General features: G+C 68.5%; 24 protein-coding genes. 12 read left to right on the forward strand and 12 right to left on the reverse strand.

From position 1 onward, the window contains the following. Positions 1 to 125: 125 nt before the first annotated feature. Complete coding sequence (gene dnaB, locus OHA81_RS16300; RefSeq protein ID WP_329196701.1) at positions 126 to 1,601, forward strand: replicative DNA helicase; 1,476 nt, start codon at positions 126 to 128, stop codon at positions 1,599 to 1,601. Between the two features lie 9 nt (positions 1,602 to 1,610). Further along, the gene (locus OHA81_RS16305; RefSeq protein WP_329196702.1) at positions 1,611 to 3,008 is read left to right on the forward strand and encodes a serine hydrolase domain-containing protein; all 1,398 of its coding nucleotides are present in this window, start codon (positions 1,611 to 1,613) and stop codon (positions 3,006 to 3,008) included. A gap of 62 nt (positions 3,009 to 3,070) precedes the next feature. On the opposite strand, the gene OHA81_RS16310 is transcribed toward OHA81_RS16305, so the two are convergent. Genes OHA81_RS16310 through OHA81_RS16320 form a run of 3 tightly spaced genes read right to left on the reverse strand, consistent with a single transcriptional unit; the run spans position 3,071 to position 5,680 of the window. Then, a complete protein-coding gene (locus tag OHA81_RS16310) occupies positions 3,071 to 4,246 on the reverse strand; it encodes a winged helix DNA-binding domain-containing protein (RefSeq protein WP_329196704.1) in 1,176 nt (391 codons plus the stop codon). 53 nt (positions 4,247 to 4,299) lie between these two features. After that, positions 4,300 to 4,761 carry a GNAT family N-acetyltransferase gene (locus OHA81_RS16315; RefSeq protein WP_329196706.1) on the reverse strand — a complete coding sequence of 154 codons (462 nt, stop codon included), beginning with the start codon at positions 4,759 to 4,761 and terminating at the stop codon, positions 4,300 to 4,302. Positions 4,762 to 4,774: 13 nt separating this feature from the next. Beyond that, entirely contained in the window at positions 4,775 to 5,680 is a 906-nt protein-coding gene (locus tag OHA81_RS16320) for a GNAT family N-acetyltransferase (RefSeq protein WP_329196708.1), read from the reverse strand. A 176-nt stretch (positions 5,681 to 5,856) separates the two neighbouring features. On the opposite strand from OHA81_RS16320, the gene OHA81_RS16325 reads away from it, so the two are divergent. Both OHA81_RS16325 and OHA81_RS16330 read left to right on the forward strand, forming a co-directional pair. Then, complete coding sequence (locus OHA81_RS16325) at positions 5,857 to 6,507, forward strand: HAD family hydrolase (RefSeq protein ID WP_329202318.1); 651 nt, start codon at positions 5,857 to 5,859, stop codon at positions 6,505 to 6,507. Positions 6,508 to 6,646: 139 nt separating this feature from the next. Further along, positions 6,647 to 7,834 carry a globin domain-containing protein gene (locus OHA81_RS16330; RefSeq protein ID WP_329196709.1) on the forward strand — a complete coding sequence of 396 codons (1,188 nt, stop codon included), beginning with the start codon at positions 6,647 to 6,649 and terminating at the stop codon, positions 7,832 to 7,834. A gap of 34 nt (positions 7,835 to 7,868) precedes the next feature. Here OHA81_RS16330 and OHA81_RS16335 read toward each other — a convergent pair whose 3' ends face one another. The 4 genes from OHA81_RS16335 to OHA81_RS16350 form a co-directional block, all read right to left on the reverse strand. Next, positions 7,869 to 8,348, reverse strand: a complete 480-nt coding sequence (locus OHA81_RS16335) for an NUDIX hydrolase (protein WP_329196711.1) — start codon at positions 8,346 to 8,348, stop codon at positions 7,869 to 7,871. Positions 8,349 to 8,434: 86 nt separating this feature from the next. Further along, a complete protein-coding gene (locus OHA81_RS16340) occupies positions 8,435 to 9,340 on the reverse strand; it encodes a LysR family transcriptional regulator (RefSeq protein ID WP_329196713.1) in 906 nt (301 codons plus the stop codon). Between the two features lie 176 nt (positions 9,341 to 9,516). Beyond that, the gene (locus tag OHA81_RS16345) at positions 9,517 to 10,674 is read right to left on the reverse strand and encodes a cystathionine gamma-lyase (protein ID WP_329196714.1); all 1,158 of its coding nucleotides are present in this window, start codon (positions 10,672 to 10,674) and stop codon (positions 9,517 to 9,519) included. A gap of 39 nt (positions 10,675 to 10,713) precedes the next feature. Then, positions 10,714 to 11,097 carry a phage holin family protein gene (locus tag OHA81_RS16350; RefSeq protein WP_329196716.1) on the reverse strand — a complete coding sequence of 128 codons (384 nt, stop codon included), beginning with the start codon at positions 11,095 to 11,097 and terminating at the stop codon, positions 10,714 to 10,716. A gap of 87 nt (positions 11,098 to 11,184) precedes the next feature. Between OHA81_RS16350 and OHA81_RS16355 the strand changes: the two genes are divergently transcribed. From OHA81_RS16355 to OHA81_RS16370, 4 genes are all read left to right on the forward strand, one after another. After that, positions 11,185 to 11,502: a cupin domain-containing protein gene (locus OHA81_RS16355; protein ID WP_329196718.1), complete on the forward strand. Its 318-nt coding sequence runs from the start codon at positions 11,185 to 11,187 to the stop codon at positions 11,500 to 11,502. A 126-nt stretch (positions 11,503 to 11,628) separates the two neighbouring features. Then, the gene (locus OHA81_RS16360; RefSeq protein ID WP_443056558.1) at positions 11,629 to 11,856 is read left to right on the forward strand and encodes a DUF5326 family protein; all 228 of its coding nucleotides are present in this window, start codon (positions 11,629 to 11,631) and stop codon (positions 11,854 to 11,856) included. Positions 11,857 to 12,133: 277 nt separating this feature from the next. After that, complete coding sequence (locus OHA81_RS16365) at positions 12,134 to 12,880, forward strand: IclR family transcriptional regulator (protein WP_329196720.1); 747 nt, start codon at positions 12,134 to 12,136, stop codon at positions 12,878 to 12,880. A 99-nt stretch (positions 12,881 to 12,979) separates the two neighbouring features. Further along, positions 12,980 to 13,429: an SsgA family sporulation/cell division regulator gene (locus OHA81_RS16370; protein WP_190185547.1), complete on the forward strand. Its 450-nt coding sequence runs from the start codon at positions 12,980 to 12,982 to the stop codon at positions 13,427 to 13,429. 39 nt (positions 13,430 to 13,468) lie between these two features. Here OHA81_RS16370 and OHA81_RS16375 read toward each other — a convergent pair whose 3' ends face one another. After that, complete coding sequence (locus OHA81_RS16375; protein ID WP_443056559.1) at positions 13,469 to 14,953, reverse strand: YibE/F family protein; 1,485 nt, start codon at positions 14,951 to 14,953, stop codon at positions 13,469 to 13,471. A gap of 179 nt (positions 14,954 to 15,132) precedes the next feature. Here OHA81_RS16375 and thiC point away from each other — a divergent pair, with 179 nt between their 5' ends. Continuing rightward, positions 15,133 to 16,920: a phosphomethylpyrimidine synthase ThiC gene (thiC, locus tag OHA81_RS16380; RefSeq protein ID WP_329196724.1), complete on the forward strand. Its 1,788-nt coding sequence runs from the start codon at positions 15,133 to 15,135 to the stop codon at positions 16,918 to 16,920. Between the two features lie 122 nt (positions 16,921 to 17,042). On the opposite strand, the gene OHA81_RS16385 is transcribed toward thiC, so the two are convergent. The 3 genes from OHA81_RS16385 to OHA81_RS16395 form a co-directional block, all read right to left on the reverse strand. Further along, positions 17,043 to 17,858 (reverse strand): hypothetical protein, encoded by an 816-nt coding sequence (locus OHA81_RS16385; protein WP_329196726.1) that lies wholly within the window; start codon positions 17,856 to 17,858, stop codon positions 17,043 to 17,045. A 147-nt stretch (positions 17,859 to 18,005) separates the two neighbouring features. Further along, the gene (locus OHA81_RS16390) at positions 18,006 to 19,229 is read right to left on the reverse strand and encodes a metallophosphoesterase (RefSeq protein ID WP_443056772.1); all 1,224 of its coding nucleotides are present in this window, start codon (positions 19,227 to 19,229) and stop codon (positions 18,006 to 18,008) included. A 234-nt stretch (positions 19,230 to 19,463) separates the two neighbouring features. After that, on the reverse strand, positions 19,464 to 20,579 hold the full coding sequence (locus OHA81_RS16395; RefSeq protein ID WP_190185544.1) for a LacI family DNA-binding transcriptional regulator: 1,116 nt from the start codon (positions 20,577 to 20,579) through the stop codon (positions 19,464 to 19,466). 363 nt (positions 20,580 to 20,942) lie between these two features. On the opposite strand from OHA81_RS16395, the gene hisC reads away from it, so the two are divergent. Beyond that, positions 20,943 to 22,025: a histidinol-phosphate transaminase gene (hisC, locus tag OHA81_RS16400; protein ID WP_329196731.1), complete on the forward strand. Its 1,083-nt coding sequence runs from the start codon at positions 20,943 to 20,945 to the stop codon at positions 22,023 to 22,025. 26 nt (positions 22,026 to 22,051) lie between these two features. Here hisC and OHA81_RS16405 read toward each other — a convergent pair whose 3' ends face one another. Further along, positions 22,052 to 22,420, reverse strand: a complete 369-nt coding sequence (locus OHA81_RS16405; protein ID WP_329196732.1) for a cyclophilin-like fold protein — start codon at positions 22,418 to 22,420, stop codon at positions 22,052 to 22,054. A 193-nt stretch (positions 22,421 to 22,613) separates the two neighbouring features. On the opposite strand from OHA81_RS16405, the gene OHA81_RS16410 reads away from it, so the two are divergent. Both OHA81_RS16410 and cydB read left to right on the forward strand, forming a co-directional pair. Next, positions 22,614 to 24,119, forward strand: coding sequence for a cytochrome ubiquinol oxidase subunit I (locus OHA81_RS16410; protein WP_329196734.1), 1,506 nt, complete (start codon positions 22,614 to 22,616; stop codon positions 24,117 to 24,119). A gap of 18 nt (positions 24,120 to 24,137) precedes the next feature. Next, positions 24,138 to 25,139 (forward strand): cytochrome d ubiquinol oxidase subunit II, encoded by a 1,002-nt coding sequence (gene cydB, locus OHA81_RS16415; protein WP_329196736.1) that lies wholly within the window; start codon positions 24,138 to 24,140, stop codon positions 25,137 to 25,139. Positions 25,140 to 25,180 lie beyond the last annotated feature (41 nt).

Genomic DNA, 25,180 nt, shown 5'->3' on the forward strand with positions numbered 1-25,180 from the left:
CGGCCCTACCGTTGTGCGTTGCCCCGATGCGCCGACAGCCGGTCCGGGGTCCCCGAATGTCAGAGCCGTGCCCTAGAAAGAGTGGCACGGCGAGGTCCGCGTTGCGGACGGGAGGAGGCGGCCCGGTGAGTATGCCCGAGCCCATGGACGACCCCTGGGCCGACAGCGGTCCGGGTGACCGTCTGCCCGCCCGCTCGCGCCGCAACGGTGACGGCCGCGGCCGTGGAGACGACCAGCAGGACCGCGGGCGCGAGGGCGGCTCGTGGGACGGCGGCGGCTTCGAGCGCGTCCCGCCCCAGGACCTCGATGCCGAGCAGTCGGTCCTCGGCGGCATGCTGCTGTCCAAGGACGCCATCGCCGACGTGGTCGAGGTGCTCAAGGGGCACGACTTCTACCGTCCGTCGCACGAGACGATCTACCAGGCCATCCTCGACCTGTACGCCAAGGGCGAGCCCGCCGACCCGATCACCGTCGGCGCCGAGCTGACCCGGCGCGGTGAGATCAGCAAGGTGGGTGGTGCGGCGTACCTGCACACCTTGGTGCAGTCCGTACCGACGGCGGCCAACGCCGAGTACTACGCGGAGATCGTCCACGAGAGAGCCGTGCTGCGCCGCCTGGTCGCCGCCGGCACCAAGATCACGCAGATGGGATACGCGGCGGACGGCGACGTCGACGCGATCGTCAACAGCGCCCAAGCCGAGATCTACGCGGTCACCGAGCAGCGGACGTCTGAGGACTATCTGCCGCTGGGCGACATCATGGAGGGCGCCCTCGACGAGATCGAGGCGATCGGCTCGCGCAGCGGCCAGATGTCCGGCGTCCCCACCGGTTTCACCGACCTCGACTCCCTGACCAACGGCCTGCACCCCGGTCAGATGATCGTCATCGCTGCACGTCCCGCCATGGGAAAGTCGACGCTCGCCCTCGACTTCGCCCGCGCCTGTTCCATCAAGAGCAACCTGCCCAGCGTCATCTTCTCCCTCGAAATGGGCCGCAACGAGATCGCGATGCGCCTCCTCTCGGCGGAAGCCCGGGTCGCGCTGCACCACATGCGCTCCGGCACCATGACGGACGACGACTGGACCCGGCTGGCCCGTCGGATGCCCGACGTCTCCGCCGCGCCCCTGTACATCGACGACTCCCCCAACCTGTCGATGATGGAGATCCGGGCGAAGTGCCGTCGGCTCAAGCAGCGCAACGACCTTTCGCTCGTGGTCATCGACTACCTCCAGCTCATGCAGTCCGGCGGCTCGCGCCGTCCCGAAAGCCGCCAGCAGGAGGTCTCGGACATGTCCCGAAACCTCAAGCTGCTGGCGAAGGAGCTGGAGGTCCCGGTCATCGCGCTGTCCCAGCTGAACCGTGGACCCGAGCAGCGCACGGACAAGAAGCCGATGGTCTCCGACCTGCGTGAGTCGGGCTCGATCGAGCAGGACGCGGACATGGTGATCCTGCTGCACCGCGAGGACGCGTACGAGAAGGAGTCGCCCCGCGCGGGCGAGGCCGACCTGATCGTGGCCAAGCACCGTAACGGTCCGACGGCGACGATCACCGTGGCCTTCCAGGGCCATTATTCGCGGTTCGTGGACATGGCCAACACGTAGCATCCGATCATGGCTGCTGTATCTGAGGACGTACCTGAGGACCACCGACTGCTTCCCGCCACCCGGCGCGCGCTGACGCACCGGATCGCCCTGGCGCAGAGCGAGGGGCGTGCGCCGTCCGTCGTCGCTGCTGTCGTGCGCGGCGGGGAGGTGGTCTGGGAAGGGTCCCGGACCTCTGTCGAAGGGCACGGTCCTGACGGGGACGTCCAGTACCGGATCGGGTCGATCACCAAGACGTTCACCGCCGTACTGGTGATGCGCCTGCGGGACGAAGGGCTGCTGGAACTCGGCGACCGGCTGGAGAAGCACCTTCCCGGTACGGGGGCCGGGGAGGTGACCGTCCGCCAGTTGCTCGCCCACACGGGCGGTTTGGCGGCCGAGACGCCGGGCGAGTGGTGGGAGCGGACGCCGGCCGCGCTGCGACCGGCGCTCGGTGACGTGCTGGGAGAGGCGCCCTTCCGTTTCGAGCCGGGCTTGCGGCACCACTACTCCAACCCGGGCTACACGCTGCTCGGTTCGCTCGTCGAGGCGCTGCGCGGCAAGCCCTGGGAGGAGGTGCTCCGGGCTGAGGTGCTGGAGCCACTGGGGCTGGACCGTACGACGGTCGGCCCGCAGTCACCGCACGCCGGCGGCTGGGCGGTGCACCCTTGGGCGGACGTGATGATGCCGGAGCCCGTCGAGGACCTCGGGATCATGGCCTCGGCCGGTCAACTCTGGTCCACCACCAGGGACCTGGCCCGGTTCGCGGCGTTCCTCGTTCGGGGTGAGGCCGGGGTGCTGAGCGCGGAATCACTGCGCGAAATGCGTACACCGACCGTCGCCCCCGAGCCGGGTGCCCCGGCGAACGGTTACGGACTCGGGCTGCAAGTACTGGACCACGGTGGGCGCGCGCTCGCCGGACACGGCGGGTCACTGCCCGGGTTCGTCGCGGGACTGTGGCTGAGCGAGGCGGACGACGTGGCCGCGGTGGTGCTGGCGAACTGCACGTCGGGACTGCCCGCCACGACCGTTGCGGTGGAGCTGGTCGGCCTCGTGGCGGAAGCCGAGCCGCGTATCCCCGAGCCGTGGCGGCCCTTCCTCGGTTCGGACCCAGTGGCCCTTGAGCTGTGCGGCCCCTGGTACTGGGGCACGGCGGCCCAGGTGGTGCGGCTGACGTCGGACGGGCTGCTGGAGCTGGGCCCGATGGGGCCGACGGGTCGCACGGCCAGGTTCCGGGCCGAGCAGGACGGCAGCTGGACCGGCCTGAACGGCTACTACGCGGGTGAGACACTGCGCGCGGTACGGCGGGCGGACGGGTCAGTGAGTCACCTCGACCTTGGTTCGTTCGTGTTCACGCGGGAGCCGTACGACGCCGGTGCCCCGGTCCCGGGCGGAGTGGACCCGCAGGGCTGGCGCGGCATCGGTTAGCAGGGGGTGGGGATCGGGCGGCCGGCCCCCTCAGGAGACCAGCTCGCTCGGACACCAACTCGTCAGGAGACCAGCTCGCGCTCCAGCGGCGTCCGGAAACGAGGGGTGATCCGGGCCTCCCCGATCCACTCCGCGAGGCGGCCGGCCTCGGCGGTCACGGCCCGCTCGGCGGCCCGGCCGGGGCTCCCCAGCAGACGCCAGACGATCCGGCCGTCGCCGCGCTGAGCCCAGCCACCGACGATCTCGCCGTTCCACCACACGGTCGGGCCGATGTTCCCCGCGTAGTCGAACAGGGCGGCCCGGTAGGCAGGATCCAGGTGGAACCCGCGGTCGGCCCAGCCCATTGCACTGGGGTCCAGAGCCGGAAGCAACGCGGCCCAAGGCTCCGGAGCGGGCTCGGGGACGGTGTCGCCAGGGCTGACGAGGGCGGTGGCGCCGCCTTCGAGGCGGACGTGTTCCACACCGGCGGCGGCCAGGGCCCTGCGCGCGTCGGTCAGCGTCCAGCCGGTCCACCACTTGAAGTCGGCCTCGGTGGCCGGCCCGTACGCGCGCAGCCATCGGCGGGCGATCTCGGCGCGGGCCTCGGCAACCGGGACGGCCGGCCAGGGCTCGGTGTGGACCCAGCGGTACTGGCTGGAGGTCCACGCCCCGCGGGGACGGTCGCGCCGGATCCGCCCGTCGGCCGCCAGGAGACGGATGACGCGGGTCGCGACGCCGGTCTGTGCCTCGTAATTCTTGCCCCGGCCCACGGTGATCTTCCGGCGCAGAGCGGGTACGGCGGCCGACAGTTGGCCGCCGGTGGAAGCACCACGGGTGTCGAGTGCGTCGAGTGTGGCCTTCTCCGCCTCGGCCAGCCAGGCGGCATCGAGCCCTTGGCCGTCTTCTTCGAGGTGCTTGAGGATGCTCCTGCGTTCCTTGACCGCGATGGCCCGGGCCGTGGACGAGTCGACGTAGGGCGCGAGTTCGGTGGAGACGGCGAACAGCGTGTTGCGCATGCTCAGCAGCCGGACCAGGCTCACGTCCCCGTACAGGGCCTGTTCGATCGTGGCGGGGTCGCTTTCGGTGAGCCGTGCGCGGGCGGAGAGGAATACCGTCGCGGCGTCGGTGGCGTGCAGGGCGACGACGGCGTCCGCCGCCTGGGGCACGAGGGCCGCGCGCGCCGAAGGCGCCAGCCGGTGACGGCGGCCCAGCCGGTGGCGACGCTCGGCCTGTGTGATCAGAGGGAGGGCGGCATTCACCCTCCTGATCGTAGGCCGGGCTACGGACAGCGGCCCGGCCGTGGGGCGATCCGTCAGAGCGCGAGTTTGAATCCGACGTGGGAGGCGGTGAAGCCGAGCCGTTCATAGAAACGGTGCGCGTCGGTCCGTGTGACGTCGGAGGTGAGCTGGACCAGCGCACAGTTCTCTTGGCGGGACCTCTCGATCGCCCACTCGATGAATCGGGTGCCCAGGCCGCTGCCCCGTTCATCGGCGTGAACGCGAACCCCTTCGATGATGGAGCGGGTGGCTCCCCGGCGGGAAAGGCCTGCGACGACGGTGAGCTGGAGGGTACCCACGACACGCTCACCGCGGACGGCCACCATCACGTGTTGGTGGGGGTCGTCCGTCAGATGCTTGAGAGCCTCGACATAGGGGGCGAGATCGTCCGGAGATTCGCGGGCCGCCCCGAGCGGGTCGTCGGCGAGCAGGGAGACGATGGCGGGTAGATCGGCCTCGGTCGCGGGGCGGATGGTGAGCTCGGTGTCGTCGGCCATGGTGGTTCCTTCCTCAGCTTGCGGCGACGGTGATCGGGGCCCAGCGCCGTTTCCAGTCGCCGGGGAGACGGGAAATGTCCCGGGTCATCACGGCGTTGACGGCCAGAGAACCGAGACCGCGGGCTTTGAGCCACGCAATGAGCCCTTCGTGGCGTACGTCGACATCGGTGCGCAGCGGTCGATCGGTGGTGGCCGCCAGTGCGTTGACCAGAGCTCGTGCAGTGGCTGTGTCCTGGGCGACAAGCGGCCCGATCACATGAGTTTCCATGTTGGGCCAGATGGCGGCGTAACCGATCAGCTCACCGGTGCTTTCCTCGGCGACGAACAACCTGTCTGCGAAGGCCGGCAGTCGCGTCAACAGGTGGGTGCGGTCCGTACCGAACACCTCCGTGTCCAAGCCGACGATCCGGGCGATGTCATCGGCGGTGGCCGGCCTGACGAGTGCGGCTTCGGACCCTGGCGGTGCGGGATCCGGTTGGAAGCTTCCCTGCAACATCTCGGCGCTGCCAATGGCGTCGAAGCCGAGTTCCTCATAGAGCGGGCGTCCGAAGGGCGTGGCGTGGAGAGTGAGCGGGATGCCCTTGAGGACGTCGTTGCAGATGTACGTCATGAGGCGGCGCCCCATGCCCTGCCGCGCGTACCGGTCGGCGACGAGGACCATGCCGATGGCGGCAAGCTCCGGATCGGCATGTGGCCGGCCGTATCGGGTGACGACGCACACCGCGGCGAGTCCGTTGCCGTCGGGGGCGTCGATTCCGTAACCGTCCCCGGCCACAAGGAGGAGTCCCCATTTGTGGTCCTCGCGGAGCCAGCCACGGTCCTCGGAGAGGTCGGCGCAGTGGCGGAGATCGTTCAGGGCCAGTGAGCGGATCGGCAGGTCGGTGAGCTCTGATGGTGTCACCGGCTCAGCCTGGATCATGACGCGGAGGCCGTCCAGAGGATTTGGCAGACCGAGGCGCTCGACGCGGCGAACGTTTCACGTGAAACATCCGTCCGGCCTGCCCGGCTGCTGCTGCCTCACCGGGTCGAGGCCGGTCTGTGTTTCACGTGAAACAGGCTGTTTCACGTGAAACATGGAAGCTAGCCTCGATGACTATGACGCGTCTGCACCTCTTCGACCTCGATGGCACCCTGATGTACGGGTCGGCGGCGCCGGTAGAGATCTCCCGGCAGCTCGGCGTCAGCCAGGAGATCGCCGAGCTGGAACGGGCCTTCGCTGCCCGGGAGATCGGCCCGCACGAGTTCTCCCTGGCGGCGCACGCATTGTGGTCGGACCTGACGGCCGCCCATGTCCGGGCTGCGTTCGACGGTGCCCCGTGGCTGGAGGGGATCCGCGAGGTGTGGCGGGAGATCAAGGAACGTGGTGATCTTTGCGCGGTGATCTCACTGTCTCCCTCCTTCTTCGTGGAGTTGCTCCTGGAGTGGGGAGCGGATGCCGCGCACGGGTCGGTCTACCCAGCGGTCCCCTTCACCGGGCCCATGGACGTCACGGGGATCCTCACCCCGGAGGGGAAGGTGGAGGTCGCCGACCGGCTGTGCGCCCGGTTCGGAGTGAGCCGGAACGACTGTGTCGCCTACGGGGACTCTCTGACCGATTCAGTGCTCTTCGAGGTGGTACCGACGTCGATTGCAGTCAACGCGCAGCAGTACCTGGCGGAGCGGGCCACATACATCTACCAGGGACGGGACCTCCGCGAGGCGTACCGGCTCCTCGGGACGACACGTCAGGAAGTCGCCGTATCTTAGGGGGAAAGGGGAATGCGAGCGCCGAGTTTCCTCATTCCCCCGCGGGGCACACGGTCCGCTGGCACGCTATAAAGCCCGGAACCACGGATTCGACCGTGGTGTGTGCAGACCGACCGAGATGCTCTAAGCGAGGCACCGCATGGACGCTCCGTCCACCAGACCGGCAAGACGGGGGACGGACCGGATACCTTCCGGTGCCGGGGCGACCGAGCCCTCCCCCGATGCCGTACTCATCCGCAGCACGCTCGCGGAGATCGCGCCCATCGCCGACAAGGTCACTTCGTACTTCTACGCCCTGCTGTTCACGCGGCAACCCGAGGTGCGGGAGATGTTCCCCGTGGCCATGGACACCCAGCGCGACCGGCTGCTGAAGGCGCTCCTCACGGCCGCCGAACACATCGACGATCCCGAGGTGCTCACCCCCTATCTGCGTCGGCTCGGCACCGGCCACCGCAAGTACGGAACCATGGCAGGCCACTACCCCCTGGTGGGCGAGGCGCTGATGGGGGCGCTGTCCCGGTACGCGGAGCTGACCTGGGGGCCGGAAGCCGAGGCCGCATGGGTGCGGGCGTACACCTTGATTTCCCAGATCATGATCGACGCGGCGGCCGAGGACGAGTTCAAAGCGCCGGCCTGGTGGCACGCGGAGGTGGTCGCCCACGATCTGCGGACACCGGACATCGCGGTGCTGACGGTGCGCCCGGACCGGCCGTACGCATTCCTCGCAGGCCAGTACACGAGCCTGGAGACCCCGTGGTGGCCTCGGGTCTGGCGGCACTATTCCTTCGCCTCCGCCCCGCGCGCCGACGGGTTGCTGTCTTTCCACGTCAAGGCCGTTCCGGCGGGTTGGGTCTCCAACGCCCTGGTGCGTCACGCCCGGCCGGGTGATGTCCTGCGCCTGGGCCCTCCGGCCGGATCGATGGTGGTGGACCACAGCACGGACAACGGGATGCTCTGCCTCGGCGGCGGGACGGGCATCGCCCCGATCAAGGCGTTGATCGAGGATGTGGCGGAGCACGGTGAACGACGCCGCATGGAAGTCTTCTTCGGAGCGCGCAGCGACACCGACCTGTACGACAAGGACACGCTGCTCGGGCTGCAGCGGTCACATCCTTGGCTGTCGGTACGTCCGGTCGTCGGGGAGGGGTTGGCGGGGCAGCTGCCCCAGGCCGTCGGTGCGAACGGGCCCTGGAGCTCGTACGACGCCTTCATCTCGGGTCCGCCGGCGATGGTCCGCAATGGTGTGGACGCCCTCAAGCGGATCGGGATCCCGTGGGAGCGGATCCGCTACGACTCGGTCGAGGAGTTGGTGGGAGCCGCCGGCTGACCCGGCGACTGCCCCTCGGCCCCTCGGCAGATCGTCAGCGCAGGTCGGGGGCGTGCATCGCCCGTACGCCTTCGATGTTGCCGTCGAGGTAGTGGCGCAGGGACAGCGGGACGAGGTGGACGGCCGCGATGCCGACCCGGCTGAACGGCACACGGACGATCTCGTATTCGCCCTCGGGCTCGTCGATCTCGGGGCCGTGCCGTTGTGCGGGATCCATGGACTCCAGACGGCAGACGAAGAAGTGCTGCACCTTGACGCCGGTCACTCCGCCGTCGGCGATGTGCTCGACGGTGTCCACGAAGCAGGGCACCACGTCGACGATCTTGGCGCCGAGTTCCTCGTGGACTTCCCGGTGCAGGGCGTCGACCACGGTGGCGTCCGTGGGCTCCACCCCCCCGCCGGGAGTGAGCCAGTACGGGTCGAGGCCGGGCTTGGTGCGTTTGATGAGGATCAGGTCGTCACCGTCGAGCAGGATCGCGCGGGCGGTGCGTTTGACGACGGGACGTTCGGTCATGGGAGAAGAGTGGCCCACTCTTCCGCTTCTGAAACGCGTGGTCGCGAAACACGCGGTTTCCGCGGTCTGTACTCCGCGGCGGCGGATCACCAGTCCACGGCGGCGCGCAGCAGCCGGTCATGGGCCCGGGCGAGGTGGGCGAGCGCCAGACTGCCAGTCCGTACGACGACGAACCAGGTACGCAGGGGTGGTACCGCGGGCTCCAGCAGAGAGACGATCTGGCCGCGGTCGATGGCGTCCTGGCAGAGGTAACGGGGCAGCACGGCGAGCCCGGCGCCGGCCCGGACACACTCTCGTACCGCCCTCAGGTCGGGCACGACGACGGTGGCGGCGGCTTCCGGCAGCGCATCGAAGACGGCGGCCCAGTAGCGCGTGATGAGGGGGAGGCTCTCGTGGACCTCCACGACCGGGATCCCTTCGAGGGCGGCCGGGCTGCCGCCGCCCTTGGCCCGCAGAAGGACCGGATCGACGAGCGCGGCCCAGTAGGGCGCGGCGACGAGTACCTGTTCCTCGTCGCACAGGGCGGTGGCAGTGACCGGGCCGCCACGGGGACGACCGGTGGTGACGACGAGGTCGTGCTGCCCGGCGGACAGTCCGTCGAGGGCCTCCTCGGCGTCGGCCTTGAGGGCGGTGCGCAGGGTCTGGCCTTGTCCCACGAGAGGCGCCAGGGCCGGGAGCACGCGCTGGCACACGAACTCGGGGGGACCGGCGATGTGCAGCGTGCGTAACCCGCCGGCCGCCTCGCGTTCCGTCTCGGCGATGCGCAGCAATGCGTCGAGGTGGGGAGCGGCTTTGTGGGCGAGCTCGTCACCGATCGCGGTGGGCGTTACCCCACGAGCCCGGCGGTGGAAGAGCGGCCGGCCCAGTTGCCGTTCGAGGGTGCGGATCTGCGAGGTGACGGCGGGCTGGGACAGCCCGAGCAGTGCGGCGGCACGGGTGAACGAGCCGGCCCGGTGCACCGCGACGAAGGTACGCAACAGGGCCAGGTCCATGGCGGCCCCTCTCGTTGGGGCCTTCAACTATAAATATGCCGATAGGCCCCTGTCGCTACCGTGATTGGACTCTGACGCTAAGTCAACTAGCCTTGTGGATGTGGTTCTTCACCGAGGGAACCAGCGGGGGGTCCGAGCCAAGAGGGGGGAGGCTCGGACCACTCCCGCTCATCCACTCAGTTGAATTGGCCCGCGGAATCTAGAGCCCGCAGGACGTCTGCGACCAGGTCGTCGGTGTCCTCGGCGCCGGCCGAGAAGCGGATGAAGCCTTCCGGCACCGCGTCCCCGCCCCACCGTCCGCGCCGCTCCGCGGTGGACCGCACCCCACCGAAACTCGTGGCGTCCTCCACCAGGCGCAGGGCGTTCATGAAGCGTTCCGCGTGCGCGCGGTCGGACAGGGTGAACGAGACCACCGACCCATAGCCGCTCATTTGCAAGGTGGCCGTTTTGTGCGACGGGTCCGACGGCAGTCCCGGATACCGCAGTCCGCTCACGTCGGCGCGCTCGCGCAGTGCTTCGGCGACGGCAAGCGCATTGGCCCACTGGCGCTGTGCCCGGAGCTGGATCGTTGCCAGGGAGCGGTGGGCCAGCCAGGTTTCCATCGGGCCCGGGATGGCTCCGACGATCTTGCGCCAGCGGCGGATCGCGGCGGCCAGCTCGGGGTCGCGGCAGGTGACGTAGCCGATCAGGAGGTCGCCGTGACCGGTGAGTCCCTTGGTGCCGCTGGCGACGGAGAAGTCCGCGCCGAGTTGCAGTGGACGCTGCCCGAGCGGCGTCGCGAGCGTGTTGTCGACCGCGACGAGGGTGGAGCCGGCGTGCGCGGCGGCGACGAGGCGGCGTACGTCGCACACGTCGAGGCCCGGGTTGGACGGCGTTTCGATCCACAGCAACCGGGCGCCGTCGAGCTCCGAGAGCTGGGCATCGCCGGCGGTCGGGGCCGTGCGCACGCGGATTCCGTAGGCCTTGAGCTGCTCCTGGAGCAGCGGCAGTGCCTGGTAGCCGTCGGAGGGAAGGGTGACGGTGTCCCCCGACCGGGTCTGTGACAGGAGGACGGCGGAGATGGCGGCCATCCCGGAAGCGAAGACGACGGTTTCCGCGCCGTCCTGGCCGGGTGCCTCCAGCTCGCTGATGGCCCGTTCCAGCAGTGTCCAGGTCGGGTTGCTGTCCCGGGCGTAGGCGTACGGTCCCTCGACCTCGCCGGGGAGGTGGAAGTGGGCAGCGAAGACGGGCCCCGGCAACGGCGGCTCGTTCTTCACGGGCTCGGGCAGCCCGGCGCGGACGGCCCGGGTCCCGTCGCCGTACCGGTCGGCCGATGCCTCGGAGTGATCGTTCACGGGATGGGCTCCTTCAACACGCGCGGTACGGGTGGCCGGTCAGCTCTTGTCGGGCAGGGCGAGGTTCACGGCCCAGGAGACGACGGAGATGATCAGAGCGCCGATGACCGCGGTCCAGAACCCCTCGACATGGAAGCTGAGGTCGAACTGCTTGGCCAGCCAGGAAGTCAGCAGCAGCATGAGGGCGTTCACCACGAGGGTGAACAGGCCGAGGGTGAGGATGAAGAGCGGCAGGGAGAGCAGCTTCACCACGGGCTTGACGATGAAGTTGACCAGGCCGAAGACCAGAGCGACCAGGATCAGGGTGAGGACCCGGTTGCCGGTGCTGTCCACGCCCTCGTCGAGCGTGATGCCGGCGACCAGCCATATGGCCACGGCCAGGGCCGCCGCGTTGGCGAGCGTCTTGACTACGAAGTTCGTCATGGGTCCGATCGTTGCAGAGAAGATCCTGGTGGGACATCGTCAGATCAGCGGATTCCACGGCACCGCGGAACAAGGGGTAGGACAAGGATGAAAGCCTTCCGGCTGGACGAGCTCGAAGCGGAACGGGCTGCCAATGACGGCGCGTACCTGCAGTTCCTGAAGGAGCGGAACATGTCGGTCGGGCTGTACGCGCTCGATGCAGGACAGACCGACCCCCAGCAGCCGCACCGACAGGACGAGGTGTACTTCGTCGTGAGCGGCCGGGCCTCGATCACGGTCGGGGAGGAGACGACGACGGTGGCGAACGGGAGCGTCGTCTATGTCCCGGCCGGTGTGCCGCACAGGTTCCACCACATCACGGAACCGCTGAAAGTGCTGGTGGTCTTCTCCCCGCCGGAGGGCTGAGGGTAGGAGCCCTGATCCCCCTAAGGGTCGGATCAGGGGGTTCCGAGGGCTCGCGGGCACCCGGTGGAGACCGTCGCCTCCTAGCATCGAAAGCAGGAAGTCACCGACGAGGAAAAGGTTGTGGACATGAACGGGATCCGAGCGATGTTCGAGGGCATGCCCTGGTGGGTCAAGTGGGTCGCCGTTCCGCTTCTGGCGCTGTTCGTCTTCGGAGGAGTCATCACTACCATCCTCGGGACACTGATCGCCTTCGTCTTCAAGCTGCTGCTCTTCGCGGCCCTCGTCGGCGGTCTGGTCTTCGTGGTGAAGAAGTTCACCCGCGGCGGATCCAAGTCCTCCGCCGGTGAGTGGTAGGACGCCCGGCCGGGCGCGACCGGGATTGACCCAGGTGGGGGAACGTGAGGGGGGAAACCTCTCGCTCGACCAGAACCGGCGGATAGAGTGCCAATCTGGGCCGTCCCTGGGTACCCCTCGCGGTATCACCGTTCTGACCTGCGGTCATCTTCATCAGCTGTCGAGCGCGACCCCCAGGATCCACGGCATACGCGGGGGTGGCCCCCGCAAGGCGGGCCACCCTTGAGCCCGCCTTCACGCCTGGGGGTGAGCTTTGTCCGCAGTGCACAACGCCGGTGTGCCGACGCTGATCGGTTCGGTGCAGAGGGCGCTGAGGCTGCTCGAAGCGGTAAGTGCCCACGGCGACGGAGCCCCGGCGAAACAACTGGCACGTGAGGCCGGCCTCCCGCTGCCGACCGCGTACCACCTGCTGCGCACCCTGACCCACGAGGGCTACCTGCGCCGCGAAGGCGGGGTCTTCGTGCTCGGTGACGCTGCCTGGCGTCTGGCGAGCGGTGGACTGCAGCAGAAACGTCGCAGCATGATCGTGGACTCCCTCGCACACTTCCGCGACGCGGTCGGGGCCCCCGTCTACTTCGCGGTCTACCGCGAGGGTGAGATCGAGGTGGTGGGCGTATCGGACACGCCGGCCGCTCCCGCCTGCGAGGAGTGGGCCGATTTCCGCGCGACCGGCCACGCGCACGCCATCGGGCAGTGCCTTCTCGGCCAGCTCGATGAGAAGACGCGCAAGGACCACTACGCCCGGCATCCGGTCGGTGCGGTCACCCCTTACACCGTGCGGGACGAGCGCGCTCTCGAACAACGCCTCGCCTCTGTCCAGCGAATGGAACCGGTTACGGAGCGTCAGGAATATGTATTGGGCACAGTGTGCGCCGCGATCCCGATTACGGCGGGAGATACTGCTGCAACCATGGCGATTTCGTTCCCTTTGCACCAAGAGGACCGTTTGCGCTATGCAGTTGACCGGCTGCGTAGAGAAGTAGGCGCGCTGTTGAGCACCCTCTCGTTCTCTATCAGTATCTGAAATCTCACTCCTTGTGATCTGCTAGCACTTACACCACTCTTGTCAAGAGGGCCCTTGGGGGGACCATTCCTGGCCACTTCCACAACATCGGGGTAGGCAATGCGCGAGTCGGTACAGGCAGAGGTCATGATGAGCTTTCTCGTCTCCGAGGAGCTCTCCTTCCGGATCCCGGTGGAACTCCGGTACGACGCTCACGACCCCTACGCAGTGCGACTGACCTTCCACCTTCCCGGAGACGCGCCCGTGACCTGGGCGTTCGGTCGGGAGCTGCTCCTCGATGGCATCAACAAGCCCTGTGGCGACGGCGATGTGCACATCGCCCCGTCCCACCCCGATGAACTGTCGGACGTCCACATCCGCCTGCAGGTCGGCGGCGAACGGGCCCTGTTCCGCGCGGGAGCGGCGCCGCTGGTCGCCTTTCTCGACCGCACCGACCGGCTGGTTCCGCTCGGTCAGGAACGCAACCTCGGAGACTTCGAGGGGACGCTCGACGAGGCGCTTGACAAGATCCTCGCCGAAGCCCGGCACAACGAGCAGAACGCCGGCTGAGCGGGTCTCCTGCGCGGCCCTACCCGGGGACGCCGCGGCTCAGCGCTTGCGCCGACGTCCTCGGCCACTACGTACCGGCGCGGCCGGCGGGGCGGTCCCCGTGGTCCCCGGACGGTCGGCGGAAACCACCAGTGCGGCCAGGGCGGTGGTCACCGGTACGGAGGCCACGAGCCCGATGGAACCCACCAGCGTCCTGACGATCTCCTCGGCCACCAACTCGCTGTTGGCGACCGCACCCATGCTGCTGTTCGCGATGGAGAAGAGCAGCAACAGGGGGAGCGCGGCGCCCGCGTAGGCGAGTACCAGGGTGTTGACCACCGAGGCGATGTGGTCGCGTCCGATCCTGATGGCGGCCCGGTACAGGGCCCGGGAGCCCATCGTGGGATCGGCTTGGTGGAGCTCCCAGACGGCGGACGTCTGGGTGACGGTCACGTCGTCGAGTACACCGAGCGATCCGATGATCACGCCGGCGAGCAGCAAACCGCTCATGTCGATGTCCGGGTAAAGGCCGTGGATCAGCCCGGTGTTGTCGTCGGTGTTGCCGCTGAGGAATGCCCAGCCGATGAAGAGCGAGCCCAGCAGGCCGATCAGCAGCAGCGACACCAGCGTGCCCAGAACGGCGACCGAGGTGCGTGCGGTCAGGCCGTGACACATGTAGAGCGCGATCAGCATGATGGCGCTGGCCCCGACCACCGCCACGATCAGCGGGTTGGAGCCCTGCAAGATCGCCGGGAGGATGAAGAGCGTCAGCACGCCGAAGCTGACGACCAGCGCGATCAGGGCGAACAGTCCGCGCATCCGTCCGACCACGACCACGGCGACGGCGAAGATGAGCGCCAGCAGAGCCAACGGAAGTTTCCGGTTCAGGTCGATGACCGAGTACTGGAGGTCCCGAGGGGCATCCGGCGCGTAGGCCACCACCACCTCCTGGCCTTTCGCCAGCTGCCGGGGGGCGCCCGGCTGGACGATCTCCACGAAGGTGCGGCCCTTGTCCGGGCCGGTACCGACCTCGACGGTCGCCTTCTTGCACGCGCCGGTCTGCTCCGCCGTGGCCTCGCGCCCCGACGGGGTCGAAGTGTCGCCGGTGGGTGGGACCTGAGCGGCGTTGACCGACTTGCAGTCGACGCTCGCCAATGCGACGACCTGGCCCTGCTGGGTCTGTCGGTCGAATCCGACGCCGGTCCGCTCGTGAGCGGGGGCTCCGCCCGGCCAGAGCACCACCATCCCGACGAAGACGGCAGCCGCGAAGGGGATCAGCACGGCGGCGATGACCTTGCGCAGGTGCAGGGAGACGGGCGCCGCCGGGCCGTGACCGTGACTGTGGGAATGACCGTGCGCGGACTTGTGCGTGGACCCGTGCGCCGATCCGTGCGTGGAGCCGTGGGAAGGCGCGTGGTCATGCCCGTGGTCGTGCCCGTGGTGTGCGTGCTCGTGGTCGCTGGGACCACTGGGCTCGGGGAGGCGGCTGGGAGACTGCGGCGAAGACGTCACCGGCCGATCATCGCAAGAGTTGCGGGGGCCCACTGTTCAGCACGCCACAGATGACGCTAGCGTGGGGGCTACTTTGCACAACGCGGGAGCTCGGAGCACCGGGCTGAGAGGGCGCTGATCACCGTACGCCTGCCGGAAGGCGGGTACGGGAAGAGGCTGCGTCGACCGCCGAACCTGTTACCGGGTAATGCCGGCGTAGGGAGATAGGTCTCATGACCATGCAGGACGCACGCACGCCTGCCGTCAGCCAGGACGCTGACGGCCAGACCGAGCGCCAGCCGGGCTGGCACAAGGGATACGTGGCGGGCTCCCGCCCGGACATCCGGGTGCCGGTCCGCCAGGTCCACCTCACCAACGGCAAGGACGTGACGCTCTACGACACGTCCGGTCCGTACACCGACCCCCAGATCGAGACCGATGTCCGCCGGGGCCTCGCCCCGCTCCGAGAGAACTGGATCATCGGGCGCGGAGACACCGAGGAGTACGCCGGACGTCCGGTGCGCCCCGAGGATGACGGCATCAAGCACACCTCGCCGCGCGGGGGCCTCAAGAACCTCGACGCGGTCTTCCCGGGCCGCCCGCGCCAGCCCCGGCGGGGCCGTGACGGGGCGGCGGTCACCCAGCTCGCGTACGCCCGCCGGGGCGAGATCACCCCGGAGATGGAGTACGTGGCGATCCGCGAGAACGTCTCTCCCGAGGTCGTCCGCGAAGAGATCGCCGCAGGTCGGGCGGTACTGCCGGCCAACGTCAACCACCCGGAGATCGAGCCGATGATCATCGGCAAGCGGTTCCTGGTGAAGGTCAACGCCAACATCGGCAACTCCGCGGTCACTTCCTCGATCGAGGAGGAGGTCGACAAGATGACCTGGGCGACCAAGTGGGGCGCCGACACGGTCATGGACCTCTCCACCGGCCGCAACATCCACACGACGCGCGAGTGGGTGCTGCGCAACTCCCCGGTCCCGATCGGCACCGTGCCGCTCTACCAGGCGCTCGAAAAGGTCGACGGCCGCGCCGAAGAGCTGACGTGGGAGATCTACAAGGACACCGTCATCGAGCAGGCCGAGCAGGGCGTCGACTACATGACGGTGCACGCCGGCGTGCTGCTGCCGTACGTGCCGCTGACCGCCCGGCGCAAGACGGGCATCGTCTCGCGCGGCGGCTCGATCATGGCCGCGTGGTGTCTCGCCCACCACAAGGAGAACTTCCTCTACACGAACTTCGAGGAGCTCTGCGAGATCCTCGCGTCGTACGACGTCACCTATTCGCTGGGTGACGGACTGCGTCCCGGTTCCATCGCGGACGCCAACGACGCCGCGCAGTTCGCGGAGTTGAAGACGCTGGGCGAGCTGAACACGATCGCCAAGCGGCACAACGTCCAGACCATGATCGAGGGCCCGGGGCACGTCCCGATGCACAAGATCAAGGAGAACATCGACCTCCAGCAGGAGATCTGCGAGGAGGCGCCGTTCTACACCCTCGGCCCGCTGACCACGGACGTCGCGCCTGCTTACGACCACATCACCTCGGGCATCGGCGCCGCGATGATCGCCTGGTGGGGCACCGCGATGCTCTGCTACGTCACGCCCAAGGAACACCTGGGCCTGCCCAACCGGGACGACGTGAAGACCGGTGTCATCACGTACAAGATCGCAGCGCACGCCGCGGACCTGGCGAAGGGCCACCCCGGCGCTCAGGAGTGGGACGACGCCCTGTCGGACGCACGCTTCGAATTCCGCTGGGAGGACCAGTTCAACCTGGCCCTCGACCCGGACACCGCGCGTGAGTTCCACGACGAAACGCTCCCGGCCGAGCCGGCCAAGACCGCGCACTTCTGCTCCATGTGCGGTCCGAAGTTCTGCTCGATGAAGATCTCCCAGGACATCCGCCGCGAGCACGGTGGGGACCTCAAGGCCGACGAGATCGAGGCCGGCATGGCGGAGAAGTCCGCGGAGTTCGCGGCGTCGGGCAATCGGGTCTACCTTCCGCTGGCCGACTGAAGAAGGCGGCACCCGGCTCAGGAGACAGCACCCGCCTGAGAGGACAGCACCGCACGGAACGGACCCGCGACCCATTGGGGGGAGTCGCGGGCCCGGCCGCGCTGGGTGTTTCACGTGAAACATCACTCCCGGTCGGCTTCGGAGCCTCCGAAGTCGGGGCTGGTGAAGTCGGGCGGGGTGTAGTCCGGGCGGGGTCCCTTGGACGTGGCTGCGGGACTGGTGAAGTCCGGCCGGGTGTATCCCAGGCTGGGTATGCGGCCGGCGTGGGGCGTTCGGGGGATCGGATACCCGGGGCCCGCGCTCGGATCGGCCAGTGCGTCCCGCAGGAACGGCATGATGCCTCGTTCCAGTAGGGCGTTGCGCCAGGCCTCCCGCGCGCGCGAGAGCTCGTCGGGTACCGCCACCGCCTCCTCGGCCGCCACCTCGGTGGAGCTGTTGCGGACGGCGGTCACGAGCAGGCCGATCACGGCGAAGAGCAGTGCGGCCACGGTGAGCCCGCCGAAGAGCCACCCCGCCGTCAGCATCGTGCGGGCGAAGGCCGGCTCGGGGTCGATCATCTTGAGGCTGTAGCCGACCAACAGGAAGATCAGCATGGCCGTGCCGGCCAGGACCGGCGCGAGGACTGCGACCACGGCGCTCACGCCCACGCCGTCGTTCTGCCCGTCGCCCTCGCCCTCGTCCGTCGTACCGGGGGCGGAGAGGTGTTCGTCGCGGAGTTCCGCGCGGACCTTGACGTAGTGGTCGTACTCGGCTGCGGCCGCTGCCGTCAGCAAGGCGCTGGCACTCATGGCCATGGTGCGCAATTGTTCGGCGTTCAGCCGTTCGCCCATGGAAGCGAGCTCTGGCCGTTCGTTCGCGGTGCGCAGCGCCTCGTCGAGGAGCCGATCGAACTCCGGTCGGTCTTCGGTGAGCAGGTGCGGAGCGCTGGTCATGTGCATCCCCCGATGCTCCGTACAAGCCGGTATGCCCGCGTAGATTCGGGCGCCGGCACAAACGGAGGAGAGCCTGCTACGGATAGAGCGATGGTAGAGCGCCCATGCCACGAGGTGACAGGGGCTTTCCGGAAATACCCGCTCGGGGAAGACTCAGTCGTTCAGCGGTAGTTGGACCACGAGCAGCTTGCCGGCCATGGTCACGCCGCCGTCCATCGCGATCGCCAGACCGTCCGCGTACACGTGCGGGCCGTCCACCGCCTCCGGCCCGTGGGCGTCGTCACCGTCCTCCGTGCCCACCTCGCCGAGTAGGTAGGGGATGGGGCTGTGGCCGTGCACGACGCGGTCGCCGCCGTACGTGCCGAGCAGCTCCCGTACGGCCTGTGGGCCCGTTTCCTCGTCACGGAAGGCGAACCGCTTGGTGAACTTGCGGAACAGGTCCCAAGTGATGTCGGCGTCGTTGCGGGTGAGCAGCTCGTGGATGGTGTCGTTGACGTCCTCGATGGAGTCGCCGTAGTCCAGGTACGCGGTGGTGTCGGAGTGCAGCAGCAGGTGTCCGTCTTCCAGCGTGGCGGCGTCGAGCCGCGACATCCACTGGAGGTGGACGTCCTGGAGACGCTCCATATCGCTTCGCTGACCGCCGTTGAGCAGCCAGGCGGCCTGGAAGGTGGCGGTCCCGGCGCCGGAGACGACGGGGGTGTCGCCGAACCGCTTGGCACCGATGAGCAGCAGCTCGTGGTTGCCCATCAGGGCCTTGCAGTAGCCGCCTGCGGCGGCGGCCTCGGCGGAGAGCCGCATCACGAGGTCGATGACGCCGATCCCGTCCGGACCGCGGTCGGTGAAGTCGCCGAGGAACCACAGCCGGGCGTTTCCGGCGGACCAATGGCCGTCGGCGTCGATCAGCCCCTGCGCCCGGAGTTCGGTGAGGAGCTCGTCGAGGTACCCGTGTACGTCGCCGACGACGTACAGGGGACCCGGGCCGGTGGCTGCCGGCTCCTGCGGCACGTAGTGGACCTGGACGGTGTCCCCGGGACCTTCGGCCGCACCGCGGCCGATCACGGGCAGGTCGCGCTGCGTGGGTGTGTAGCCATCGGGATCCTCGGCCGGTGCGGCTGCGGGAGGTGCGGCCGCGGGCGGTGCGTCCGACCCGGGTGCGGGAGGCGGGGCGGCCTCGGGCGCGTAGGCGGGGCGCGGAGGCACGGGAGCGCCTTCCTCGTAGTACGCCGGGTACTCGCCGTACACGGGAGCCTCACCGGGCACGCCGACGGACGCGGTGTACGGGGCGGGTTCGGTGACGGGAACCCGGAAGTCCCGCAGCGTGTCCGTCCGCATCGCGGGTCCCTGACCGGCCCCCTGAGTCATCGACCCCTCCACCACCGTCGCACTGCCGTACACCTGCGGACCCTCCTGGCCTCCGTGGCGGAGGGTCCGTGATGTCGTGCGCCCATCATAGGAATGCAGCTCGCGCTCTGTGACGCACCAGGGGTGGTGAATCCTGGCCGGAGCCGTTCCTTCCTGCCGCTTTCTCCCCGTATGGGTGGTTGTTGAAATATCCGGCAGGGCGGTCGGCCCCGCCGGTGTGGCGCCAAGTACCGGGCGTAGGCGGTGTGATCAGTCCTGGGCGGGCGAGCGGGGCGGGCTGACGGTCGTGCGGGGCTGCCTGCGCTGCGAGGAGGTGCGGATGATGAGCTCGGTCGGGACCACCTGCTCGACGGGACGGCCGGTGTCGACCCCTTCGATGGCGTCGATCAGCAGCTGGACCACGGCCGTGCCGATACGGCGGGGCTTGAGGGAGAGCGTGGTGATGGGGGGTTCCGTGTTGGCGTAGACGGTCGATTCGCTGCAGCAGACGAGCAGCAGGTCCTCGGGCACGCGCAGACCGTACCGCCGGGCGGCGGCGAGCAGGTCCGTGCCGTTGGGGTCGAAGAGCCCGTAGACGGCGTCGGGCCGGTCGGGCCGGGCGAGCAGCCGATCGGCGGCGACGGCGCCGGCGCACGGGTCGTGGGCGGGGTAGGACTCGTAGACGGGGTCCTGGCCGACGCGCTCGCACCAGCTGAGGTACGCGGTGGTCGAGAGCCGGGTGTAGGTGTCGGTCGTGGTTCCTGTGAGGAGCCCGATCCTGCGGGCTCCCGCGGCGGCGAGGTGGTCGAGGAGGTTGAGGACGGCGGCCTCGTGGTCGTTGTCGACCCAGGCGGTCACCGGGAGGGATCCGGCGGGCCGGCCGTCGGACACCACCGGCAGGCCCTGGCGGACCAGCTCGCTGACCACGGGGTCGTGGTCGGAGGGGTCGATGACGACGGTGCCGTCGAGGGCGACGTTGGACCACACGTCGTGGCGTGAGGTGGCGGGGAGGATGACCAGGGCGTAGCCGCGGGCGAGCGCGGCGGACGTCGCGGCCCGGGCCATTTCCGCGAAGTACGCGAATTCCGTGAAGGTGAAAGGTTCATCCCCGTACGTCGTCACGGTCAGGCCGATGAGGCCGGACTTGCCGGTACGGAGGGTGCGTGCGGCGGCTGAGGGCCGGTAGCCCAGCCGGTCGGCGACTTCGCGAACGTGGCGGCGGGTGGCGTCGGGCAGCCGTCCCTTGCCATTGAGCGCGTCGGAGACGGTCGTGATCGAGACGCCCGCCGCGGCGGCCACGTCCCTGATGCCGGCCCGGCCCTGTCGGCCGCCGACGCGCCGGGTGGTCTCGGTCCGGCTCACCTGATGCTTCCCTGCTGCTGTCATGGCGAGCCGATAGTAGGGCTCGAAGGGGTGGCTGGTCCGGCTGCATATGCACCCGTTGACAGGCACGATTCTCCTTGGTTCGCCACCCCCAATGACCTTGCAATACAAGGCAATTTGGAGGTGTGGGGCGGCCAAGGCGCTAGTCGTTGACGACGGGCCCGCCAAAACGGTGCCGTCCTGCGCAGTTCTCAACTCACCTGCACGGGGGACGCGCGCCACGGCGCAGGCCACCGGCGCGCGCATATATGCGCGCGCTCCCCCTGTGATCCTGGCGCCCGCCATTCTCTGATCGGCGGAATCCTCATAAGGTGAGCAGTATTGAGTCGTCGGCGACGTCGACGGGACGGTCGAGGAGGACCTGCGGTGAGCGAGAAGAGCCCGAAGCTGCGCGCCGAGCTGGACGGCATCCCCACGTACAAGCCCGGCAAGCCCGCGGCGGCGGACGGGCGCGTCGCCTTCAAGCTGTCCTCCAACGAGAACCCGTACCCGCCGCTGCCGGGGGTCCTGGAGACGGCGGTCGCGGCGGCCGGCCACTTCAACCGCTACCCCGACATGGCCTGCACGGGCTTGGTGAACGAGCTCGCCGAGCGCTTCGGGGTTCCGGTCGAGCACATCGCCACGGGCACCGGCTCGGTGGGCGTGGCGCAGTCGCTGATCCAGTCGACGGCCGGTCCGGGCGACGAGGTGATCTACGCCTGGCGCTCCTTCGAGGCGTACCCGATCATCACCCAGATCTCCGGCGCGACGTCCGTGCAGGTTCCGCTCACCGACGGGGACGTGCACGACCTGGACGCGATGGCGGCCGCGATCACCGAGCGGACCCGGCTGATTTTCGTATGCAACCCCAACAACCCCACCGGTACCGCGGTGCGCCGGGCCGAGCTGGAGCGGTTCCTGGACCGCGTGCCGTCGGACGTACTGGTGGTGCTGGACGAGGCGTACCGGGAATTCGTCCGCGACACGGACGTTCCTGACGGCATCGAGCTGTACCGGAGCCGTCCGAACGTGTGCGTGCTGCGTACGTTCTCCAAGGCGTACGGTCTGGCCGGCCTGCGGGTCGGTTTCGCGGTGGCGCACGAGCCGGTGGCAGCGGCGCTGCGCAAGACCGCGGTGCCTTTCGGCGTCAGCCAGCTCGCTCAGGACGCGGCGGTCGCCTCGCTGCAGGCCGAGGACGAGCTGCTCGGTCGGGTCGGCTCGCTGGTATGCGAACGCAAGCGGGTCTACGACACCCTTCTCGCGCAGGGCTGGACCGTGGTCCCCGACACGCAGGCGAACTTCGTCTGGATGCGGCTGGGGGAGCGGACCGTCGAGTTCGCGGCGGCTTGCGAGAAGGCCGGTGTGGTGGTCCGGCCGTTCCCGGGTGAGGGCCTGCGGGTCACGATCGGTGAGTCCGAGGCGAATGACATCTTCCTGCAGACGGCGGAAGCGTTCTTCAAGGAGATGTAGCCGTACCGCCGTAGGGCGCGACCCGGTTACGCGAGTTCGACGCGGACCGGGTCGCCGTCGCGGACGGTGGCCAGCAGGCGGGGGTCGCCGTCGAACGAGCCGAGCACGTTGCAGGGGCTCGCGAGGCGGCTCTCGCCCGAACGGGAAATGGGCGTCGGGCCGTACGGCAGCGCGAGTGCGTCGCCTTCGGTCCAGAAGGCGACGGTCCCCGGCTCGACGACCTGGCGGGCGTCGTGCTCCAGCGTGACGGACACGCCGGTGTCGAAGTAGACCTCCTCGCCCCAGGTGTGGGCAGAGGCGGAGATCGGGAGCGCCTCGGCCAGGGCCTTGCTGCTCGGGGTCTCTTCCAGGGTGGCGATGAGCTGGCCCGCGGGCCACGAGATTCGAATCTTCATGGGTCACATTCAACAATTTGTTGAACTAGCTGGCTAGAGGGGACCCCCGCCGAAAAGATCGAAAAGGGTGTGCGCCATAATGCTTGTGAATGTGAACGCGTTCACAAGCTCGTCTGTTTCATCCCGTATCGCGTGGGATGTGACAGACGGGGTGAGGCTTTGTCGACCCACGGCGACCCGAAGGAGATGCGACGTGGACCTGGCTCTGGCGCCGGAGACTCTGGCGCGATGGCAGTTCGGTATCACCACCGTCTACCACTTCCTCTTCGTCCCCCTGACGATCTCGCTCGCCGCGCTCGTCGCGATCCTGCAGACCGCCTGGGTGCGCACCGAGAAGGAGAAGTACCTCAGGGCGACCAAGTTCTGGGGCAAGCTGTTCCTGATCAACATCGCGATGGGTGTCGTCACCGGCATCGTCCAGGAATTCCAGTTCGGCATGAACTGGTCCGACTACTCGCGGTTCGTCGGTGACGTCTTCGGAGCTCCGCTGGCCTTCGAGGCGCTGATCGCCTTCTTCTTCGAGTCCACCTTCATCGGGCTGTGGATCTTCGGTTGGGACAAGCTCCCCAAGAAGATCCATCTGGCCTGCATATGGATGGTCTCGATCGGCACCATCCTCTCCGCCTACTTCATCCTCGCCGCCAATTCCTGGATGCAGCACCCGGTCGGATACCGGATGAACAAGGAGACCGGGCGCGCCGAGCTGACCGACTTCCTCCAGGTCCTCACCCAGAACACGGCCGTCGCACAGGTCTTCCACACCCTCACGGCGGCCGCGCTGACCGGCGGTGCCTTCATGGTCGGCATCGCCTCCTATCACCTGCTGCGCAAGAAGCACATCCCCGTGATGCGCACCTCGCTGCGGCTCGGTCTGATCGCCGTCGTCATCGGCGGCCTGCTGACAGCGATCAGCGGCGACACGCTCGCCAAGGTCATGTTCAAGCAGCAGCCGATGAAGATGGCCGCGGCCGAAGCGCTCTGGGACGGAGAGAAGAGCGCGCCCTTCTCGGTCTTCGCCGTCGGCGACGTCGACAAGGGCCACAACAAGGTGGCCGTGGAGCTGCCCGGCCTGCTGTCCTTCCTGGCCGACAGCGACTTCGACTCCTTCGTGCCCGGCATCAACGACGTGAACAAGTCCGAGCAGGAGAAGTTCGGCCCCGGCGACTACAGGCCCGCGATCCCGGTCGCCTACTGGGGCTTCCGATGGATGATCGGCTTCGGCATGGCGTCCTTCGGTATCGGCGCCCTGGGGTTGTGGCTGACCCGGCGCAAGTTCCTGCTTCCGGCCGCCCTGCGCACCGGTGACGACGAACGGCCGCACCTGGTCCTGTTCAAGACGGCCCTGAACCCGCGCCTGACCCGCCTGTACTGGCTCACCGCCATCGGGACGCTCGGCTTCCCGCTGATCGCCAACTCCTGGGGCTGGATCTTCACCGAGATGGGCCGCCAGCCGTGGGTCGTCTACGGAGTCCTGCGCACCCGTGACGCGGTCTCCCCCAGCGTCACGCAGGGCGAGGTGCTCACGTCCATGCTCGTCTTCACCGCCCTCTACGCCGTGCTCGCCGTGATCGAGGTCCGGCTGCTCGTGAAGTACGTCAAGGCCGGCCCTCCGGAGCTCACCGAAGCCGACCTCAACCCGCCCACCAAGATCGGCGGGGACGACAGGAATTCCGACCGGCCGATGGCCTTCTCGTACTGAGGCTGAGGAGACCACACCATGCAACTCCACGACGTCTGGTTCGTGCTCATCGCCGTCCTGTGGATCGGCTACTTCTTCCTGGAGGGCTTCGACTTCGGTATCGGCGTACTGACGAAACTGCTTGCCCGCGACCGTCAGGAGAAGCGGGTGCTGATCAATACGATCGGACCCGTCTGGGACGGGAACGAGGTCTGGCTGCTCACAGCCGGCGGTGCCACCTTCGCCGCCTTCCCCGAGTGGTACGCCACCCTCTTCTCCGGCTTCTACCTGCCGCTGCTGGTGATCCTGGTCTGTCTCATCGTCCGCGGTGTCGCCTTCGAATACCGGCACAAGCGTCCCGAGGACAAGTGGCAGACCAACTGGGAACACGCGATCTTCTGGGCCTCACTGATCCCCGCGTTCCTGTGGGGTGTGGCGTTCGCCAACATCGTCCGCGGCGTCAAGATCGATCAGCACAAGGAGTACGTCGGCACCTTGCTCGACCTGCTCAACGTGTACTCGCTCCTCGGCGGTCTGGTCACACTCACCCTGTTCACCTTCCACGGCGCCGTGTTCGCCTCGCTCAAGACGGTCGGTGACATCCGGGACCGGTCGCGCCGGCTCGCGACCCGGCTGGGTGTCGTCACCGCCATCCTGGCGGCGGTCTTCCTGCTCTGGACGCAGTCCTCGCGCGGTGACGGCGAGAGCCTGATCGCCATGGCCGTCGCGGTCGCGGCGCTGCTCGCCGCCCTGGGCTGCAATATGGCGGGCCGAGAAGGCTGGTCGTTCGCACTGTCCGGGGTCACCATCGCGGCAGCCGTCGCGATGCTCTTCCTGACGCTCTTCCCGAACGTCATGCCCTCCTCGCTGAACGACTCCTGGAACCTCACGGTCACCAACGCGTCATCCAGCCCGTACACGTTGAAGATCATGACCTGGTGCGCCGCAGTGGCCACGCCGGTGGTCGTTCTTTACCAGGGCTGGACCTATTGGGTGTTCCGCAAGCGGATCGGCACCCAGCACATCGTCGACGCGCACTGATCCGGCGCGCTGACCGACTCTGCCGCCTGACCCTGCCGAGG

Source organism: Streptomyces sp. NBC_00667, from assembly GCF_036226825.1.
Classification (GTDB): domain Bacteria; phylum Actinomycetota; class Actinomycetes; order Streptomycetales; family Streptomycetaceae; genus Streptomyces.

Excerpts from the sequence above, each read along its gene's own strand:
- OHA81_RS16330 (WP_329196709.1), top strand. The coding sequence starts at position 6,647 with ATGGACGCTCCGTCCACCAGACCGGCAAGACGGGGGACGGACCGGATA.
- OHA81_RS16355 (WP_329196718.1), top strand. The coding sequence starts at position 11,185 with ATGAAAGCCTTCCGGCTGGACGAGCTCGAAGCGGAACGGGCTGCCAAT.
- OHA81_RS16350 (WP_329196716.1), bottom strand. The coding sequence starts at position 11,097 with ATGACGAACTTCGTAGTCAAGACGCTCGCCAACGCGGCGGCCCTGGCC.
- OHA81_RS16335 (WP_329196711.1), bottom strand. The coding sequence starts at position 8,348 with ATGACCGAACGTCCCGTCGTCAAACGCACCGCCCGCGCGATCCTGCTC.
- OHA81_RS16315 (WP_329196706.1), bottom strand. The coding sequence starts at position 4,761 with ATGGCCGACGACACCGAGCTCACCATCCGCCCCGCGACCGAGGCCGAT.
- OHA81_RS16385 (WP_329196726.1), bottom strand. The coding sequence starts at position 17,858 with ATGCACATGACCAGCGCTCCGCACCTGCTCACCGAAGACCGACCGGAG.
- OHA81_RS16320 (WP_329196708.1), bottom strand. The coding sequence starts at position 5,680 with ATGATCCAGGCTGAGCCGGTGACACCATCAGAGCTCACCGACCTGCCG.
- OHA81_RS16370 (WP_190185547.1), top strand. The coding sequence starts at position 12,980 with ATGCGCGAGTCGGTACAGGCAGAGGTCATGATGAGCTTTCTCGTCTCC.
- cydB (WP_329196736.1), top strand. The coding sequence starts at position 24,138 with ATGCAACTCCACGACGTCTGGTTCGTGCTCATCGCCGTCCTGTGGATC.
- OHA81_RS16360 (WP_443056558.1), top strand. The coding sequence starts at position 11,629 with ATGAACGGGATCCGAGCGATGTTCGAGGGCATGCCCTGGTGGGTCAAG.
- OHA81_RS16395 (WP_190185544.1), bottom strand. The coding sequence starts at position 20,579 with ATGACAGCAGCAGGGAAGCATCAGGTGAGCCGGACCGAGACCACCCGG.
- OHA81_RS16305 (WP_329196702.1), top strand. The coding sequence starts at position 1,611 with ATGGCTGCTGTATCTGAGGACGTACCTGAGGACCACCGACTGCTTCCC.
- thiC (WP_329196724.1), top strand. The coding sequence starts at position 15,133 with ATGACCATGCAGGACGCACGCACGCCTGCCGTCAGCCAGGACGCTGAC.
- OHA81_RS16325 (WP_329202318.1), top strand. The coding sequence starts at position 5,857 with ATGACGCGTCTGCACCTCTTCGACCTCGATGGCACCCTGATGTACGGG.
- OHA81_RS16405 (WP_329196732.1), bottom strand. The coding sequence starts at position 22,420 with ATGAAGATTCGAATCTCGTGGCCCGCGGGCCAGCTCATCGCCACCCTG.
- OHA81_RS16340 (WP_329196713.1), bottom strand. The coding sequence starts at position 9,340 with ATGGACCTGGCCCTGTTGCGTACCTTCGTCGCGGTGCACCGGGCCGGC.